General features: G+C 69.6%; 15 protein-coding genes. 8 read left to right on the plus strand and 7 right to left on the minus strand.

The features are described 5' to 3' along the window. The 3 genes from arsJ to MUU77_RS17835 all read left to right on the plus strand — a co-directional run bounded on the left by arsJ (position 1) and on the right by MUU77_RS17835 (position 3,520). Positions 1–1,224: an organoarsenical effux MFS transporter ArsJ gene (gene arsJ / locus MUU77_RS17825; protein WP_245089796.1), complete on the plus strand. Its 1,224-nt coding sequence runs from the start codon at positions 1–3 to the stop codon at positions 1,222–1,224. Positions 1,225–1,293: 69 nt separating this feature from the next. After that, positions 1,294–1,740, plus strand: a complete 447-nt coding sequence (arsN2, locus tag MUU77_RS17830; protein WP_245089799.1) for an arsenic resistance N-acetyltransferase ArsN2 — start codon at positions 1,294–1,296, stop codon at positions 1,738–1,740. Positions 1,741–1,849: 109 nt separating this feature from the next. Continuing rightward, positions 1,850–3,520: a tetratricopeptide repeat protein gene (locus tag MUU77_RS17835; RefSeq protein ID WP_245089802.1), complete on the plus strand. Its 1,671-nt coding sequence runs from the start codon at positions 1,850–1,852 to the stop codon at positions 3,518–3,520. 39 nt (positions 3,521–3,559) lie between these two features. On the opposite strand, the gene MUU77_RS17840 is transcribed toward MUU77_RS17835, so the two are convergent. Continuing rightward, positions 3,560–4,903, minus strand: a complete 1,344-nt coding sequence (locus tag MUU77_RS17840; RefSeq protein WP_245089805.1) for an amidohydrolase family protein — start codon at positions 4,901–4,903, stop codon at positions 3,560–3,562. Positions 4,904–4,946: 43 nt separating this feature from the next. Further along, positions 4,947–6,311, minus strand: coding sequence for a glutamate--cysteine ligase (locus MUU77_RS17845; protein WP_245089808.1), 1,365 nt, complete (start codon positions 6,309–6,311; stop codon positions 4,947–4,949). 175 nt (positions 6,312–6,486) lie between these two features. On the opposite strand from MUU77_RS17845, the gene MUU77_RS17850 reads away from it, so the two are divergent. Then, complete coding sequence (locus tag MUU77_RS17850) at positions 6,487–7,203, plus strand: VIT family protein (protein ID WP_245089811.1); 717 nt, start codon at positions 6,487–6,489, stop codon at positions 7,201–7,203. A gap of 3 nt (positions 7,204–7,206) precedes the next feature. Here MUU77_RS17850 and yihA read toward each other — a convergent pair whose 3' ends face one another. Beyond that, positions 7,207–7,806, minus strand: coding sequence for a ribosome biogenesis GTP-binding protein YihA/YsxC (yihA, locus tag MUU77_RS17855; protein WP_245089814.1), 600 nt, complete (start codon positions 7,804–7,806; stop codon positions 7,207–7,209). A 128-nt stretch (positions 7,807–7,934) separates the two neighbouring features. Between yihA and MUU77_RS17860 the strand changes: the two genes are divergently transcribed. The 4 genes from MUU77_RS17860 to MUU77_RS17875 all read left to right on the plus strand — a co-directional run bounded on the left by MUU77_RS17860 (position 7,935) and on the right by MUU77_RS17875 (position 11,201). Then, on the plus strand, positions 7,935–8,717 hold the full coding sequence (locus tag MUU77_RS17860; protein ID WP_185894839.1) for a c-type cytochrome: 783 nt from the start codon (positions 7,935–7,937) through the stop codon (positions 8,715–8,717). A 99-nt stretch (positions 8,718–8,816) separates the two neighbouring features. Next, positions 8,817–9,473 carry a thiol:disulfide interchange protein DsbA/DsbL gene (locus MUU77_RS17865; protein WP_245089816.1) on the plus strand — a complete coding sequence of 219 codons (657 nt, stop codon included), beginning with the start codon at positions 8,817–8,819 and terminating at the stop codon, positions 9,471–9,473. A gap of 97 nt (positions 9,474–9,570) precedes the next feature. Next, positions 9,571–10,401 (plus strand): thiol:disulfide interchange protein DsbA/DsbL, encoded by an 831-nt coding sequence (locus MUU77_RS17870; protein WP_245089818.1) that lies wholly within the window; start codon positions 9,571–9,573, stop codon positions 10,399–10,401. Positions 10,402–10,424: 23 nt separating this feature from the next. Next, positions 10,425–11,201 carry an endonuclease/exonuclease/phosphatase family protein gene (locus MUU77_RS17875; protein WP_245089820.1) on the plus strand — a complete coding sequence of 259 codons (777 nt, stop codon included), beginning with the start codon at positions 10,425–10,427 and terminating at the stop codon, positions 11,199–11,201. Between the two features lie 51 nt (positions 11,202–11,252). Here MUU77_RS17875 and MUU77_RS17880 read toward each other — a convergent pair whose 3' ends face one another. Genes MUU77_RS17880 through MUU77_RS17895 form a run of 4 tightly spaced genes read right to left on the minus strand, consistent with a single transcriptional unit; the run spans position 11,253 to position 15,811 of the window. Continuing rightward, positions 11,253–11,594, minus strand: coding sequence for a DUF3325 domain-containing protein (locus MUU77_RS17880; RefSeq protein WP_245089822.1), 342 nt, complete (start codon positions 11,592–11,594; stop codon positions 11,253–11,255). Beyond that, a complete protein-coding gene (locus MUU77_RS17885) occupies positions 11,587–13,254 on the minus strand; it encodes a PepSY-associated TM helix domain-containing protein (RefSeq protein WP_245094657.1) in 1,668 nt (555 codons plus the stop codon). The genes MUU77_RS17880 and MUU77_RS17885 overlap by 8 nt, the downstream gene beginning before the upstream one ends. 19 nt (positions 13,255–13,273) lie before the next feature. Beyond that, on the minus strand, positions 13,274–13,582 hold the full coding sequence (locus MUU77_RS17890; protein WP_245089824.1) for an iron uptake protein: 309 nt from the start codon (positions 13,580–13,582) through the stop codon (positions 13,274–13,276). Between the two features lie 39 nt (positions 13,583–13,621). Beyond that, positions 13,622–15,811, minus strand: a complete 2,190-nt coding sequence (locus MUU77_RS17895) for a TonB-dependent siderophore receptor (RefSeq protein WP_245089826.1) — start codon at positions 15,809–15,811, stop codon at positions 13,622–13,624. Positions 15,812–15,982: the final 171 nt, after the last annotated feature.

A 15,982-nucleotide genomic window follows, 5' to 3' on the forward strand; every position in this document is an offset into this window, starting at 1 on the left:
ATGCGTGCGCGCCTGTCGGCCGATGTTCGCCAGTACGCGCTGATCACCGGCAACTACTGGGCCTTCACCCTGACCGATGGCGCGCTGCGCATGCTGGTGGTGCTGCACTTCCACCAGCTGGGTTACAGCCCGCTGCAGATCGCCATGCTGTTCCTGTTCTACGAAGTCTTCGGTGTGGTCACCAACCTGGTGGGAGGGTGGCTGGGCGCCAGGATCGGACTCAACCGGACCATGAACATCGGGCTGGCGATGCAGGTGGTGGCATTGTCGATGCTGCTGGTGCCCGCGGCCTGGTTGACGGTCCCTTGGGTCATGGGAGCGCAGGCGCTGTCCGGCATCGCCAAGGACCTCAACAAGATGAGCGCCAAGAGCAGCATCAAGCTGCTGGTGCCCGACAGCCAGCAGGGCACCCTGTACCGCTGGGTGGCGGCGCTCACGGGCTCGAAGAACGCGCTGAAGGGCGTGGGGTTCTTCCTGGGCGGGGCGCTGCTGACCACGGTCGGTTTTCCGGCCGCCGTGGCGGCGATGGCGGCTGTCCTGTTGCTGGTATGGCTGTCGAGCATGGTCCTGCTCACGCGCGACCTGGGCAAAGCGAAGGCCAAGCCGAAGTTCCGGGACATCTTCTCCAAGAGTCGCGCCATCAACCTGCTGTCGGCCGCGCGCATGTTCCTGTTCGGCGCGCGCGACGTGTGGTTCGTCGTCGCATTGCCGGTATTCCTGGCTTCCACGCTGGGCTGGGATTTCTGGCAGGTGGGCGGATTCCTCGCGGCGTGGATCATCGGCTACGGCCTGGTGCAGTCGTTCGCGCCGTCCATCACCGGGCACCGGGCGCGCAGGATTCCGGACGGCCGATCCGCCACCGGCTGGGCGGTGGTTCTGGCCACCGTCCCGGCGGCCATGGCGGCGCTGCTCGTGCAGGGCGTCCAGCCCGCCGGCGTGCTGGTGGTGGGGCTGGGCGTTTTCGGCGTGCTGTTCGCGCTCAATTCCGCCCTGCACAGCTACCTGATCGTCAGCTACGCCGACGAGGACGGCGTGTCGCTGGATGTCGGCTTCTACTACATGGCCAACGCCCTGGGCCGGTTGCTGGGCACCGTGCTGTCGGGGTGGGTCTTCCAGCGCTGGGGACTGCAGGCCTGCTTGCTGATTTCCGCCGTGCTGATCATCCTTGCAGCCCTGGTCTCCCTGGCATTGCCCCGCACTGCATCCGATACCTCAGTCGGGTAAGGCAGGGCATGCGATGGCACCGGGTTGCCGCCTCTTCGCCCTCTCCGCCAGACACGGATCCACGCCTGCATGAACGCCATCCACCGCGCCCGCGCGGAAGACCTGCCCGCCATCACCGCGCTGCTTGCCGGCGCGGCCCTGCCCACGACGGATATTGGAGCCTCGCGGATCGACTTCTGGGTGGACGAAGCGGCAGACGGCATCATTGCGGCGATCGGTCTGGAACGGCATGGCGACGCTGGCCTGCTGCGCTCACTGGTGGTCGCTCCCGCGCACCGCGGCAGCGGACGTGCGCAGCGGCTGGTCGAGGTGGTGGAAGCCGCGGCACGCAGTCATGGGCTGCGTGAGCTGGTGCTGCTGACGCAGACTGCCGAAGCGTTCTTCGCCAAGGCCGGTTATGCCGTGATCCCACGCGGCGAAGCACCGCCCGCCCTGCAGGAATGTGCCGAGTTCCGCGCACTGTGTCCGGCGTCGGCGACCTGCATGCACAAGCCCCTGGACGGCGCGACGGCGTAGGGCCGCCCGGCGCCGTTCGTCCGAAACGCGCCCTGCCAGCCGCCTCCGGTGTCCGAGCACGTCCTGCGGCCCACGTTGGCTCTCGGGTGTAGTCCATCGGAAGGTCGCCATGATCCATCGATTCCTGTGCCTGGCCCTGCTCGCCTGCGCGCTGTCGGGCTGCGAGCGCCGCGCGGACAACGCGACGCTGGCCGCCCCCTCGCCGGACGCCGCAGTCCCGCCGCTGTTCGACGGCTTCGGCGACCTGCATCGCGATGTGGGCACCCGCGTGCCGGAGGCGCAGCGCTATTTCGACCAGGGCCTGCGCATGGCCTACGGCTTCAACCACGAAGCGGCCGGACGCGCGTTTGCCGAAGCCGCACGCCTGGATCCGCAGTGCGCGATGTGCGTCTGGGGCCAGGCGCTGGTGCTGGGGCCCAACATCAACCTGCCGATGGACCCCTCCCTGGCCAAGGACGCCACGGCGCTGGCCTCGCGCGCCGCCGCACTGGCGGCATCGGCGCGTCACGCCGACCGCGCCCTGATCCAGGCGCTGCAGGCGCGCTACGTCGATCCGGCGCCTGATGACCGCTCGGCGCTCGACCGCGCCTATGCCGACGCGCTGGCGCGGGTGGTGGAACAGTTTCCCGAAGACGACGACGCGGCCACCCTCTACGCAGAGGCCTTGATGGACCTGTCGCCCTGGGCGTACTGGGCGGCGGACGGTACGCCGGCCGAGCACACGCCACGCCTGGTGGGCGAACTGGAACGCGTGCTGGCGCGCAATCCGCGCCACATCGGTGCGATGCACTACTACATCCATGCCACCGAGGCCTCGCCCACGCCCGAGCGCGCCCTGCCCTATGCCGACGCACTGGCCGCGCTGGCCCCGGGATCCGGCCACCTGGTACACATGCCCGCGCACACCTACATCCGCGTTGGCCGCTACCACGACGCGACCCTGACCAACTTCGCCGCGACCACTGCCGACAAGGATTTCCTGGCGGTGTGCCGCGGCAGCAACGGGGTGTATCCGTTGGGCTACGTGCCGCACAACTGGCATTTTGCCACCATGACCACCGGCCTGACCGGCTCGCGCACGCTGGCGCTGCAGGCGGCGGGACAGACGGCGCAGCGCGCGGACCGCGCCGCGATGGGCGAAGCGCCGATGCAGTTCATGCAGCAGTTCGTGGTGGCGCCCTGGTTCACGCAGGTGCGTTTCGGCGACTGGGACGCGATCCTGGCGGACGCCTCGCCGCCACCGGCGCTGCCCTATCCGACCGCGATCCGCCACTTCGCGCGCGGCCTGGCCCACGCACGCAAGGGCGCGCTGGACCAGGCCTCGCGCGAGGCGCAAGCCCTGCACGCGATCGCGCTGGATCCGGCCATGGCGCAAGTGAGCTTCTTCGACATCAACAACGCCGCAGCCGTACTGCGCGTGGCCGACGCCCTGCTGCGCGGCGAGTTGTTGCGCGCGCAGGGCAGGCAGGACGCCGCCATCGCCGCGCTGCGCGAAGCGGCCACCGCCGAGGATGCGCTGGCCTACAACGAACCCGCCGACTGGCCGTTGCCGGTCCGGCCCTACCTGGGGGCCGCGCTGCTGGAGGCAGGTGACGCGGGCGCGGCGGCGGAGGTATTCGCCCAGGACCTGAAGACCTATCCGCACAACGGATGGTCGCTGTTCGGCCTGGCGCAGGCGCAGCAGAAGTTCGGGCAGGCCGATGCCGCACGCGAGACGACGCGCCGCCAGGCCGTCGCCTGGCAATGGGCGGATGCGCCGCTGACCGCGGCGCGCTACTGAGCCGTGATGGCTGCCGCGTGGCGCTCCGGCGCCGCGCGATCACTTCACCCGCTGGCCGTGCTTGATCACGATGTCGACCCGCTGCAGCAGCGCCACCTGCTTCAGCACGTCGCCTTTCACCGCGATGATGTCGGCGTACTTGCCTTCGGTGACGGTGCCATAGTCCTTGTCGGCCTTCATCGCCACGGCGGGCCAGTAGGTGGCCGCGCGGATGGCATCGATCGCCGGCACACCGAGCTTGTTCACCCACACGTCCAGCTCGTTCCAAGTGCTGCCGCTGTGGAACTTCATCGGGATGCCGGAATCGGTGCCGATCAGCAGCAGGGCGCCGCTCTCGCGCAGTTGCTGGAACTTGCGCTGCAGGGTGGGCCAGCGCTGCGGGGTCTGCTGGAAGTAGCCGATGCGCTCGGGATGCTCCAGCGACTGCTTGATGTCGTCGATGATCGCCGGCGTCAGGCCCACGTGCCAGTCGCTGCCGTCAATGAACTCGTGGTTCTTCACCGTGTACGGGAAGTTGTAGAGCCCCTCGATGGTCGGCGTCCAGAACAGCGGGCCCGAGGCCATGTTGCCGGTGCGCTCGCGCAGGGCCGCGATCACGTCCGGCGGGTATTCGGGCGATGCCGCCAGGCCGGTGTGCTCGAAGCAGTCCACGCCGGCCTTCAGGCCGCGGCGGATCTCTTCCGGCCGGTGCGCGTGCGCGACCACCGGCAGCCCGTGCCGGTGGGCCTCGTCGACGATGGCGGCCAGCTCGGCATCGCTCATGCCGTCCTGGTCGATCAGCTTCACCACGTCCACGCCGGCCTGGGCGATGCGCCGGATCTTGGCGCGCGCATCGGCGGGCGAGTCGACGCCCCAGCGGAACTGCTCGGTGCCGGGGTACGGCTTCTTCTGGATGAAGGGACCCGACACGAACAGCGTGGGCCCGGGAATGCGCCCGCTGTTGATCGCATCGCGCACGGCGATGCTGTCCTCCAGCGGGCCGCCCAGGTCGCGCGCGCCGGTCACGCCGGCCAGCAGCAGCTGCCTGGCCGAGGCCGGCATGATCACGTCGCGGAACTGCGCGGGATAGGTCCTGTCCCAGTGCTCGTAGTCGGCATGCCCGTTGATCATCAGGTGCACGTGCATGTCCCACAGGCCCGGCATCACGGTCATGCCTTCGGTCGAGATGACGGTCGCGTCCGCCGGCACGGGCAGCGTCTTCACCGTGCCTACCGCGACGATGCGCTGGCCTTCGATCAGGACGACGCTGTCGCGGATCGGATCGCTCAGGGTGCCATCGACCAGGGTGCCGCCCACCATCGCCGCGCGCTGCGCCTGCGCGAGCGGCGCGAACGCCAGCCAGACCGCCATCCCGCACGCACTCAACCAGTTCGCCGTCCGCATCGACCTTCCCCCGGTGGAAAGGCCCAGCCTAACCGGAGTGCGGTCAGTACGCGAATTCGCGGAAGACGCGGTCGATATCGCCCTGCCACGGGCCATTGAACAGGGCCAGCTTGCGCTCGGCCGGCGTCTGGTTCGCCTCGACGATCTCCACCAGCGCGTCGAGGAAGCCGGCTTCGTCCACGCCCTTGCTGTTGAGGCGTGCGCGGCGCTGCAGCCCGCCGATGGCGATCTTCACCGCCTCGCGGGCGAGGTCGCGCACGGTGCCGCCGCGGAACGGCAGCTTCAGCGCGTGCTTCGGCACGCCGTCGCGCAGTGCGTGGCGCTCGATCAGCGAGAAATCCTTGACCAGGTCCCAGGCCGCGTCGAGCGCTGCATCGTCGTACAGCAGGCCCACCCAGAACGCGGGCAGGGCGCAGATGCGGTTCCAGGGGCCGCTGTCGGCGCCGCGCATTTCCAGGAACTTCTTCATCCGCACTTCGGGGAAGGCGGTGGTCATGTGGTCGGACCAGTCGCGCAGCGTGGGCAGCGCCCCCGGCAGCACGTCCAGCTCGCCACGCAGGAACTTGCGGAACGACTTGCCGCTGGCATCGTGGTAGATGCCGTCGCGATAGGAGAAGTACATCGGCACGTCGAGCAGATAGTCGACGTAGCGCTCGTAACCGAAGCCGTCCTCGAACACGAAGTCCAGCATGCCGGTACGGTCGCCGTCGGTATCGGTCCAGATGTGCGAGCGGTAGCTCTGGTAGCCGTTCGGCCTGCCCTCGGTGAACGGCGAGTCGGCGAACAGCGCCGTCGCCACCGGCTGCAGGGCCAGCGACACGCGGAACTTCTTCACCATGTCCGCTTCGCTGGCGTAGTCCAGGTTGACCTGCACGGTGCAGGTGCGCGTCATCATGTCCAGGCCCAGTTGGCCGACCTTGGGCATGTACGCCTTCATGATCTGGTAGCGGCCCTTGGGCATCCACGGCATCTCGTCGCGGCGCCACTTGGGCTGGAAGCCCATGCCGAGGAAGCCGAGCTGCAGCTCGTCGGCCACCTGCTTCACCTCGCGCAGGTGCGTGCCCACTTCCACGCAGGTTTCGTGCAGCGTCTCCAGCGCGGCGCCCGACAGTTCCAGCTGGCCGGCCGGCTCCAGGGTGACCGAGGCGCCGTCCTTGGACAGGGCGATCACGCGGCCCTTCTCTTCGATGGCGTCCCAGCCGAAGCGGGTCAAGCCCTTCAGCAGCGCCTCGATGCCGCGGTCGCCGTCGAAGGTCGGCGGGCGCAGATCGTCCAGGCGGAAACCGAACTTCTCGTGCTCGGTGCCGATGCGCCAGTCGGCGCGCGGCTTCTCACCGGCCGCGATGTAGTCCACCAGCTGGGCGCGGTCGGTGATGGGCGTGTCGGCGACGTGGCTGGGACTGGACAAGGGCAAGGCTCGCAAAGGCGGACGCGACACTGGGCGCGCGGGCCCCATCGCAAGGCCGGCACTATAACGTGACCGCCCGCACGCGATCATTGCCGCGGAAACGCCGCAGCATCCCATCCATGGAGAGGATGGCGCCCGGTCGACGCACGAGGGCGGACCGGCGTACGCTGTCGGCATGCCACGCCATCCACGTACTCCGGCCACGCGTCATCGCGAACTGCACCGCACCGACCGCGTCGGCTGGCTGCGCGCTTCCGTGCTGGGCGCCAACGACGGCATCGTCTCGGTGGCCGGCCTGGTGGTGGGCGTGGCCGCCAGCGGGGCGACGCCTTCCACCATCCTGCTGACCGGCGTCGCCGGCCTGGTCGCCGGCGCCATGTCGATGGCGGCCGGCGAATATGTCTCGGTGCAGTCGCAGGCCGACGCCGAAGCCGCCGCCCTCGCTCTGGAGAAGAGCGAGCTGCGCGACATGCCCGATGGCGAACTGGCCGAGCTCACCCAGATCTACGTCGGCCGTGGACTGGAGCCGGCGCTGGCGCGCCAGGTGGCCGAGCAACTCACCGCGCACGACGCCCTGACCGCGCACATGCGGGACGAGCTGGGCATCACCGAGGAACTGCGCGCGCGTCCGGTGCAGGCGGCGCTGGCGTCCGCCGCCGCCTTTACCGTCGGCGCGCTGCTGCCGATCGCCACCACCGTGCTGGCACCGGCGGGCAAGGTGGCCATGGTCACCACCGCCGCCACCCTCGTCGGCCTGCTGCTGTCCGGCGGCCTGGCGGCGCGCGTAGGCGGCGCGCCGGTGCTGCGCGGCGCGTGGCGGGTCGGGTTCTGGGGGGCGATGGCCATGGGCGCGGCCGCGCTGGTGGGCCGCCTGTTCCACGTCTCGATCTAGCGGCTACAGTCCCAGCCAGCCGGCCACCACGGCCCGGGCCTCTTCCACGCCCTGCTTGGACTCGGCCGAGAACGTCTGCACGCCGACGGTGTCGCCGAAAGAGGAGAACAGTTCCTTCTTCACCGCCTGCAATGCCTGCCCCTGCTGGCCGCGCCCCAGCTTGTCGGCCTTGGTCAGCAAGGCGTGCGCCGGCAGGCCGCGCTGCACGGCATAGCCCAGCATCTGGCGGTCGTAGTCCTTCAGCGGATGGCGGATGTCCATCACCACCACCAGGCCCCGGAGTGCCTCGCGGGTGCGGAAATACTGGTCGATGAAGGCCTGCCAGTGGGCCTGCAGCTCCTGCGGCACCTTGGCGTAGCCGTAGCCGGGCAGGTCCACCAGGTAGCGGTCGGGCTGCACCTGGAAGAACACCAGCTGCTGGGTGCGGCCGGGCGTCTTGGACACCCGGGCCAGGCCATTGCGGTGGGTCAGCGCATTGAGGGCGCTGGACTTGCCGGCATTGGACCGGCCGGCGAAAGCCACCTCCATGCCGCCATCGGCCGGCAACTGCCGGGTGGTGTGCGCCGAGAGCAGGTACTGGGCGGGATTGAGCGGGTTCGACATGCCGCTAGGATCGCACGGGCGGGCCGGATGCGCGGCTGAATTGACCGCAACGGCCGGCCGCGACGATAATTCGCGGGTTTCGCGGTGGCCTCGGGCGCCGCATCAGTCAAGGGTTTCGGAGCTTTAGCATGCGCCACGCTCGCGTTATGGGACTTGCCGGACTGGCCGTGTTGGCCGTGGGCGCAGTCGCTTTTGCACAGACCACCGTGGTCCCGGTGCCGGACAATGCGCCGGTCGAGACCGCGCCGCTCGACATCAACCTGGCCAAGACCACCTGGGGCGACGCCAAGGCCGGACAGACCAAAGCGGCCGCCTGCGCGGCCTGCCACGGCGCCGACGGCAACCCCAGCGACCCGCAGTACCCGCGCCTGGCCGGCCAGAGCGAGCGCTACATCGCCCAGCAGTTGGCGCTGTTCGCCTCCGGCGAGCGCAACACCGGCATGGCCGCGGTGATGGCGCCGTTCGCCCAGACCCTCAACGCGCAGGACATGCGCGACGTGGGCGCGTACTTCGCCACCCAGAAGTCCGGTGCCGGCCTGGCCGACGACAGCCTGGTGGCGGACGGTCCGTACCAGGGCATGAAGTTCTATGAAGTCGGCCAGCAGCTGTACCGCAACGGCGACGCCAAGCGCGGCGTGCCGGCCTGCATGGCCTGCCACGGCCCGACCGGTGCCGGCAACCCGGGCCCGGCCTACCCGCACATCGGCGGCCAGATGCAGGACTACACGGTCCGTCGCCTGACCGAATACAAGGCCGGCACCACCACGCTGAAGGACCCGGCCCACTTCAACATCATGGCCCAGGTGGCGGGTCCGCTGACCGAGCAGGAAATCCAGGCGCTCGCCAGCTACCTGCAGGGCCTGCACGCGCGCGCCGACGACCTGGCCGCGGCGAAGGCCGGCGGCAAGTAACCCCGCGAACTTCCGCCGCCCCGTGCGGTCGGAAGTGCAAGCTCCTGTTCATTGCGCCGGCCCCACCATGGCCGGCGTTTCTTTTTCCTGCGATGGAGAATGCCCATGGCGTCCCGCCTGCTGCCCGTGCTGATCACCCTGCTGGCCCTGCTGCCGGCCACTGCGCTGGCCGCGGCGCCGGCGCCCGCGCCGCTGGTCGAAGGGCAGGATTACCAGGTGATTCCGGAAGGCATGCCGTTCGCACCGGCCAAGGGGAAGATCGAAGTGGCCGAGGTGTTCGGCTACACCTGCATCCACTGCGCGCACTTCGAACCCACCCTGGCCGCGTGGAAGAAGACCCTGCCCCGCGACGTGCAGCTGACGCCGGTGCCCGCCGCCTTCGGTGGCTATTGGATTCCCTATGCCCGCGCCTTCTTCGCCGCGCAGCAGCTGGGCGTGCAGCCGCGCACCCACCAGGCCGTGTTCGACGCCCTGCACAAGACCGGCGCCCTGCCCATCCAGAACGCCTCCGCCGAGGAGATCGCCACGTTCTATGCCAGCCAGGGTGTCGACCGTGCCAGGTTCATGGCGGCCCTGCTCGGGCCGGACGTGGATGCACAGCTGGCCAAGGCCCGCGACTGGGTCGCCGCGGCGGGGGTCGAGGGCACGCCGACGATCATCGTCAACGGCAGGTACCGGGTCATCGGCGGCCGCACCTACGGCGACATGCTGAAGATCGCCGAGCGGCTGGTGGCCCGCGAGCGCGCCCGCAAGTGACGATCCCGTCATGGCGGCCCCTGCGGGCGCCATGCAGAATGTCCCATCCCCGGCCCGGCCGGCGCCCCTCTTCTTTCGACCCGTTGGAGCACGCGCGATGAAATTCCGCCACGCCTTGATGCTGTCCCTGCTGCTGCCGGTGCTGGCCGCCTGCGGACCCAAGCCATCCACCGACACCACGCCGACGGGCGATGCGCCGGCCGCCACGGCCCCGGCCGACACCGCCGCGCCGCCGCCGGCCGACACCTCCGCTGCGCCCGTCGATGCCGCCACGCCGGCCGCCGGCACCGCGCCGGATGCGGGCGCGGCAGCGGCCGCCAATACCAATCCCGTCGTTCCGCCGGAAGGTCCGGCGCCAGTCGCCGGGCGCGACTACGAGGAAATCGCTGGTGGCCAGCCCTATGCCCCGCTCAACGGCCAGGTGGAAGTGGTCGAAGTGTTCGGCTACGTCTGCCCGGCCTGCGGCGCGTTCGCCCCGCGCATGGCCGCATGGAAGGCCCGGCTGCCGGCCGACGTGCGCGTGAGCTACGTGCCGGTGGCCTTCGGCAAGGCCTGGGAACCCTACGCCAAGGCCTTCTATGCCGCCGAGGCCAAGGGCCTGGTCGACAAGACCCACGATGCCGTGTTCAGCGCCATCCACCTGCAGCGCACCCTGCCCGGCGAAGGCAAGCCGCCGGCGGATCCCGCGCAGCTGGCCAAGTTCTACGCCGGCTACGGCGCCAATCCGCAGGAATTCGTCGCCCTGATGAACAGCTTCGCGACCAACGCCAAGATGGGCCGCGGCATGCAGTTCGCGCAGCGCTCGGGCGTTTCCAGCACACCGACCCTTGTGGTGAACGGCAAGTACCGGGTGACCGGCGGCAGCAGCTGGGACGATGTGCTGCGCATCACCGACCACCTGATCGCGATGGAGCGCGCCAAGCGCTGAGGCGCGCGGAAGCCCCCACTTCCATGACCGAATCCGCTCCTGCCGCCGCGCGCCGCCTGCGCGTGCTCAGCGCCAACATCCAGGCCGGCTCCAGCACCCGCCGCTACAGCGACTACGTGACCCGCAGCTGGTCGCATGCGTTGCCGACGGGCAACAAGCGCGGCAGCCTGGACGCCATCGCGCAACTGGCCGGCCAGCACGACATCGTCGGCCTGCAGGAAGCGGACCCCGGCAGCCTGCGCTCGGGCTTCACCAACCAGACCCACTATCTGGCCGAGCGCGCCGGCTTCGACTACTGGACGCACCAGCCCAACCGCAATGTCGCGCGGGTGGCCGGCAGCGCCAACGGCCTGCTCAGCCGGCTGGAGCCGGTCGAGGTCACCGACCACAGCCTGCCCGGCCGCATCAGCGGCCGCGGCGTGCTGATGGCCCGCTTCGGCGAGGGCGCGGAAGGTCTGACGGTGGCCGTGGCGCATCTCTCGCTGGGCGCGAATTCGCGCCGTTCGCAGTTGGCCTTCATCGGCGAACTGCTGTCGGACCATCCCCACGCCGTGCTGATGGGCGACTTCAACTGCGTGCCCGACACGCCGGAGATGGACCTGCTGTACAAGCGCACCCGCCTGCGCCCGCCGGCGTTCTGCGTGCCCACGTTCCCCAGCTGGCGCCCGCAGCGCGCCATCGACCACATCCTGGTCAGCGAGGGCCTGGCCGCCGACAACGCGCGCGCCATGCCCGCGGCCAACTCCGACCACCTGGCACTGGCGATGGACATCGACGTCCCCGGCAGCGCGCTGCGCTGAGCCGGCGCTTCGTCACTGGCAGCCGGTTGGCTGCACCTTCGAATTCCGACTTCAGCCGCGCGCCGTGCGCCATCTCGCCCACGGCACCAGCACCCGCAACCAGCGCGGCCGCCAGGCCAGCGTCATCGCCACGCCGACGGCGGCGGCGGTCAGGCCCATCACCCAGACCAGGCTGGCCATGGTCGCGTGATCGACGGCCAGGCAGAAGGCCAGTGCGACCAGCAGGGCCACGGCGCCGGCAATCCTGAGCGCGCGCCGCGCCGCCGGGGAGAGCGGCGCCATCCCCGCCTGCTGTGCGTGCACGGGCATGGACAGGGCAAGCCAGCCCATGCCGGCGACGCTGGCCGACAGTGCCGCCAGCAGCAGGAGGGCGGCGGTGGCGGACTCAGGCATGCCCCGTCTCCGCACCCGCGATCGACGGGACGGGACCGGCGAGCGCACGACGTTTCAGCGCGCGCACCGTCAGCGCGGCCACGGCGCCGCTGACCAGCAGCGCAAGATCCACGCCGGCCACCGGCCAGTACCCTTCACCGACCGTGCGCAACAGATGGTCGCCGGTGGTGATCCAGTTCAGCACCGCTGCCATCGGCGCCAGCACGGCGATCGCCACGCACTGCTCGCGCCACGCCGGGTTGGCCAGGCCCCGCGCGACCGGCGCGCTGCGCCAGGCCGCATGCAGCAGGGCCAGCAGCCAGGTCACCCAGAACGCATACCGTTCCCAATCGCCACGTGCCGGCAGGTCTTCCGGCAGCAGCCGGTTGGCCACCAGGATGCCCAGCGCCGCCAGCACCATGCCGGTCACGGTGGTCACCGCCAGCGCATCGACCACGCGCGCACCCTGCTGCCCCTGGCGCGCATGCTGGCGCTTGCGCTTCTCCACGAAGAACAGGAAGCCGGTGGCGATGCACGCCGCGCCCAGCAACCCGCCCAGCACGTACATCCCGCGCAGCAGCCAGTGACGGAAGTGCTGCAGGTGCAGGCCGGTCAGGAACTCGGCCACGCGCCCGGTCGCCGTGGGCGCAGGGTCCTCGCGGATCAGTTGGCCGGTGGAGGCCTTGAAATGGATGCCGTCGCCGACCAGGGCGATGCGGTCGGTGCCGGCGCGATACACGCTGACATAGCCGTTGGCGTCGCCGACATGCTGCAGCACCAGGAAGCCGACCTCGCCGGCCTTGTCGTTCGCCCGCCAGCGGCGCTGGGCTTCGGCCACCATCGCGTCGACGTTGGCCAGGCCCGCCGGTATGCCGGCGCGCTGGTGCGGCAGGCCGGTTTCGCGCGCCTCCACTTCCGCATGCAGGTCGTGCAGGTCGTGCAGCTGGGTATGGCCCAGCGGGAAGTAGTACGTCGCCGCGAAGATCAGCAGCCCGGTGAAGGCGAAGAAGAAATGGAACGGCAGCGCCACCACCCCGGTCAGGTTGTGCAGGTCCAGCACGCTGCGCAGGCCGCCCTTACCGGGCCGGAAGGTGAAGAACTCGCGGAATATCCTGCGATGCATCACCACCCCGGTGACCAGGGCCACCAGCATCATCAGCGCCGAAAAGCCGACGATCCAGATGCCCAGGTTCTTCCAGTCCAGGGTCAGTCCGTAGTGCATCGGGTAGAAGAAGCCGCTGCCGACCTTCAGGCGATCGTTCGGCAAGGGCGTGCCGTCGCGCGGATCGATGGTGGCCTCGGCCCAGATGGCCTCTTCCGGATCCTTGGCATTGGGCACTTCGTAGCCGGCGAACAGCTGCAGCACCGGATCGCGGTGCGTGGTGTACGCGCTCCAGCTGACCACGGTGTCGAAACGCCCGGGCATGGGGCCGTTCACGCGTGGGCGCATCGCATCGACGGTGGCCGGCAGCGGCTGCATGCGCTCGAACGCCGGGCGCAGGATCTTTTCGTACGACGGCATGGGCTGCGGCTGGAAGCGCGTGGACGGGATCGCCCAGCGGTCGATCTCGCGGTCGAACACCGACAGCGCGCCGAAGAAGAACGCGGCCATCAGCACGAAGCCCAGGACCAGCCCGAACCAGGTATGCAGCCAGGCCATCGCCTGGCGGAAGCTCTGCATCACGGCGACGTCCTCCGCTTCATACCAGCAACGACTGCACGAACGAGCCCAGGGCCGACAGCACCGCGCCACCGCCCGCCAGCACGGCCCATACCACCCACAGCCGGCGCGCCGCGAACGCCCACAGGAACACCGCGACGAACGCCAGCACGCCCAGCAGGCTGGCGAGGAACTCGGCGTCATGGAAGCCCATGCCGGCGGCGAACATCAGGCTGGCGCCGGCGGCGATGACGCCCCAGGTGAACACGTAACCACCGAAGACGGCGGCCGCGATGCGGGCCGCCAGTTGCAGGCGCGGCGCGGGGAAATCGGGGATCGTGCGGGACATGGCGATGGCTCGTGTCTCGATGGGAAGACGACCTGCGGTTCAGAACCGCCAGTTCAGGCTCAGCGTGTAGTTGCGCGGCGCGCCGTAGTAGCCGCTGTAGCGCAGCGTGTTGATGTATTTCTCATCGCCGACGTTGTTGACGTTCAGGCGCAGCGTCGCGTTGGGCACGAAGTCCCACGCCACGAAGCCGTTGACCACGGCGTAGCTGTCCTGGCGCACGCTGAAGCCGCTGCTCTCGACGTTGGAGATCTCGCTCTGCCAGCGTCCGCCGATGCCGTACGACAGCGCCGTGTACGCGGGCAGGCGGCCGCTCACCATGAAGTTGGCGGTGCGGCGCGGCACCCAGCGGTAGGTGTCGTCGCCATCCTGTCCGGTCAGCTTCAGCGCGGTGTAGCCGAACACCACGTCCACGTGGTCGCTGACCTTGCCGGTGGCTTCGAACTCCACGCCCTTGGATTCGACATCCACGCCTTCGTAGTAGTACTGGCCCAGGTCGTTGTAGCCGGCGCCGGTGGCCAGGCCGTCCTGTTCGGCGCGGAACACCGCCAGCGTGGTCAGCAGACGCTTGTCCAGCCAGTCTGCCTTCACGCCCACTTCGTAGTTGGAGCCCTTGGTCGGATCGAGGTAGACGCCGTCGGCATCGGACTGGCTCTGCGGCTGGTAGATGTCCGAGTAGCTGACATAGCCCAGCAGGTTGGGGGTGAATTCGAACGTCAGACCGGCGTAGGGGCTGGTCTTGCGTTCGGTCTGGTCGAAGGCCACGCCGTAGTTCGCGCCATCGCGGTGGTACTCGGCCCAGTTGAAGCCGACGACCGCCTTCAGGCGATCGGTCAGCGCCAGACGGGTCGCCCCGTAGGCGCGCTTCAGGCGCTCGTTCAATGTGCTGTAGACGGACAGATCGCCCCAGACCGGCTCGGGGATGTAGTCGCCCGGCCAGGGAAACGCCGGCATGGGGATGTAGCCGCACGGCGCACCGTCGCACAGCGCACCGGCGTACTGGCTGCTGACGGTTTCACTCTTCGACCAGCTGATGCCGAACATGGCCTCGTGCTCACGACCCAGCATCTGGAAGCGGCCATTGAAGGTGGCCGACAGCAGATCGGCCGTGAACGTGTCGGCGCCGCCCCACGGATAGCCCTGCAGGCCCAGGCCGGTCGCGGGGTCCATGCCGGCGCCCGCGAGATCGGTGGCGTAGAACAGCTTTTCGTCGTTGCGGATGTCCCGGCGGTTGTAGGACAGCTTCAGCTGCCAGTCTTCGCCCAGCTGATGGGCGTACTCGACGAAGCCGGTCCTGGTGGTGGTGTCCCAGTACGTCCAGTCCTGGGTGGTCGACGCACCGCGGTCCCATTCGGCCTGGGTGCCGTCGCTGTACATGAAGCCCAGCGCGCCCCACATGTTGCCGTCGGTCTTGCCCTGCTGCCAGGAGTAGCCCAGCGTCAGCGTGCCGTTCTCGCCGATCTGGCCATCGATCACGCCGTAGAGGAAGTCGCGCGTATCGTCCTTGCCGCGCAGGTAGGAATCGCCTTCTTCGTGCGCGGCCACCACGCGGCCGGCCCAGGTTCCGTTCTCGGTGAACGGCGTGGAGTAGTCCACTTCCGCGCGCGCCGTGCCCCAGGAGCCGTAGCTGACGCCGAGCGAGCCCTGCGCGTCGTTGGTCGGGCGCTTGCGTACGTAATTGATGGTGCCGGCGGCATTGCCCACGCCGGTCAGCAGGCCGTTGGCGCCCCGGATCACTTCCAGCTTCTCGTAGCCGAAGGTGTCCTGCGTGCCGGTGACGATGCCCCAGCTGTTGGGCAGGCCCACGCCGTCGATCTGCGTGTTGGCGATATCGAAGCCACGCGCGGTGAAGTTGGTACGGTTGGTTTCCCATTCCTCCACCTGGATGCCGGTGGCCAGGCGCAGGGCTTCATTGAGGCTGTCGGTGCCGAACTGCCGCATCTGCTCGCTGCTGACCACGCTGATCGACTGCGGGGTTTCCTTGATGGCCAGGTCCAGGTTGGTGGCGCCGTTGCTGACCCGGTTGGCACGCTGGCCCACCACCAGCACCGTGTCCAGGTCGGTGGCGCTGGCCCCGCCCTCAGGGGCATCCGCCTGCTGCGGCGAGGCCTGCGCGGCGCCGGCCAGGCAGATGACGGCCAGACCGATCGCGGCCTGCAGTCGGCCCCGCGACAGCGCAGGCGGGGCACGATGGGGGAGGGAGGACGGGCAGAGGGAGGACGAACGCTGCATCGAGAGGACCTGGGGAGACGTGGGAGAGGGGGCCGGACGCTCCGCCGCATGGCGTGGATGAGCGGCATCGGGCCCGAGGCCTCACATTAGATGCGAATGAGTCTCATTTTTCAACCGGTCGGGCAGGCCCTGCCCCCGCGACCGATCGTCGCGCCTGCCTTCGCCCGAAAG

Origin of the sequence: Pseudoxanthomonas sp. F37 (assembly GCF_022965755.1) — a bacterium.
In the GTDB taxonomy this organism is placed as follows: domain Bacteria; phylum Pseudomonadota; class Gammaproteobacteria; order Xanthomonadales; family Xanthomonadaceae; genus Pseudoxanthomonas_A.

What these genes read in the sequence shown, in the direction of transcription:
- MUU77_RS17865 (WP_245089816.1), top strand. Translation starts at nt 8,817, where the DNA reads ATGCCCATGGCGTCCCGCCTGCTGCCCGTGCTGATCACCCTGCTGGCC.
- MUU77_RS17885 (WP_245094657.1), bottom strand. Translation starts at nt 13,254, where the DNA reads ATGCAGAGCTTCCGCCAGGCGATGGCCTGGCTGCATACCTGGTTCGGG.
- MUU77_RS17835 (WP_245089802.1), top strand. Translation starts at nt 1,850, where the DNA reads ATGATCCATCGATTCCTGTGCCTGGCCCTGCTCGCCTGCGCGCTGTCG.
- MUU77_RS17895 (WP_245089826.1), bottom strand. Translation starts at nt 15,811, where the DNA reads ATGCAGCGTTCGTCCTCCCTCTGCCCGTCCTCCCTCCCCCATCGTGCC.
- yihA (WP_245089814.1), bottom strand. Translation starts at nt 7,806, where the DNA reads ATGTCGAACCCGCTCAATCCCGCCCAGTACCTGCTCTCGGCGCACACC.
- MUU77_RS17840 (WP_245089805.1), bottom strand. Translation starts at nt 4,903, where the DNA reads ATGCGGACGGCGAACTGGTTGAGTGCGTGCGGGATGGCGGTCTGGCTG.
- MUU77_RS17850 (WP_245089811.1), top strand. Translation starts at nt 6,487, where the DNA reads ATGCCACGCCATCCACGTACTCCGGCCACGCGTCATCGCGAACTGCAC.
- MUU77_RS17875 (WP_245089820.1), top strand. Translation starts at nt 10,425, where the DNA reads ATGACCGAATCCGCTCCTGCCGCCGCGCGCCGCCTGCGCGTGCTCAGC.
- MUU77_RS17870 (WP_245089818.1), top strand. Translation starts at nt 9,571, where the DNA reads ATGAAATTCCGCCACGCCTTGATGCTGTCCCTGCTGCTGCCGGTGCTG.
- MUU77_RS17860 (WP_185894839.1), top strand. Translation starts at nt 7,935, where the DNA reads ATGCGCCACGCTCGCGTTATGGGACTTGCCGGACTGGCCGTGTTGGCC.
- arsN2 (WP_245089799.1), top strand. Translation starts at nt 1,294, where the DNA reads ATGAACGCCATCCACCGCGCCCGCGCGGAAGACCTGCCCGCCATCACC.
- arsJ (WP_245089796.1), top strand. Translation starts at nt 1, where the DNA reads ATGCGTGCGCGCCTGTCGGCCGATGTTCGCCAGTACGCGCTGATCACC.
- MUU77_RS17880 (WP_245089822.1), bottom strand. Translation starts at nt 11,594, where the DNA reads ATGCCTGAGTCCGCCACCGCCGCCCTCCTGCTGCTGGCGGCACTGTCG.
- MUU77_RS17890 (WP_245089824.1), bottom strand. Translation starts at nt 13,582, where the DNA reads ATGTCCCGCACGATCCCCGATTTCCCCGCGCCGCGCCTGCAACTGGCG.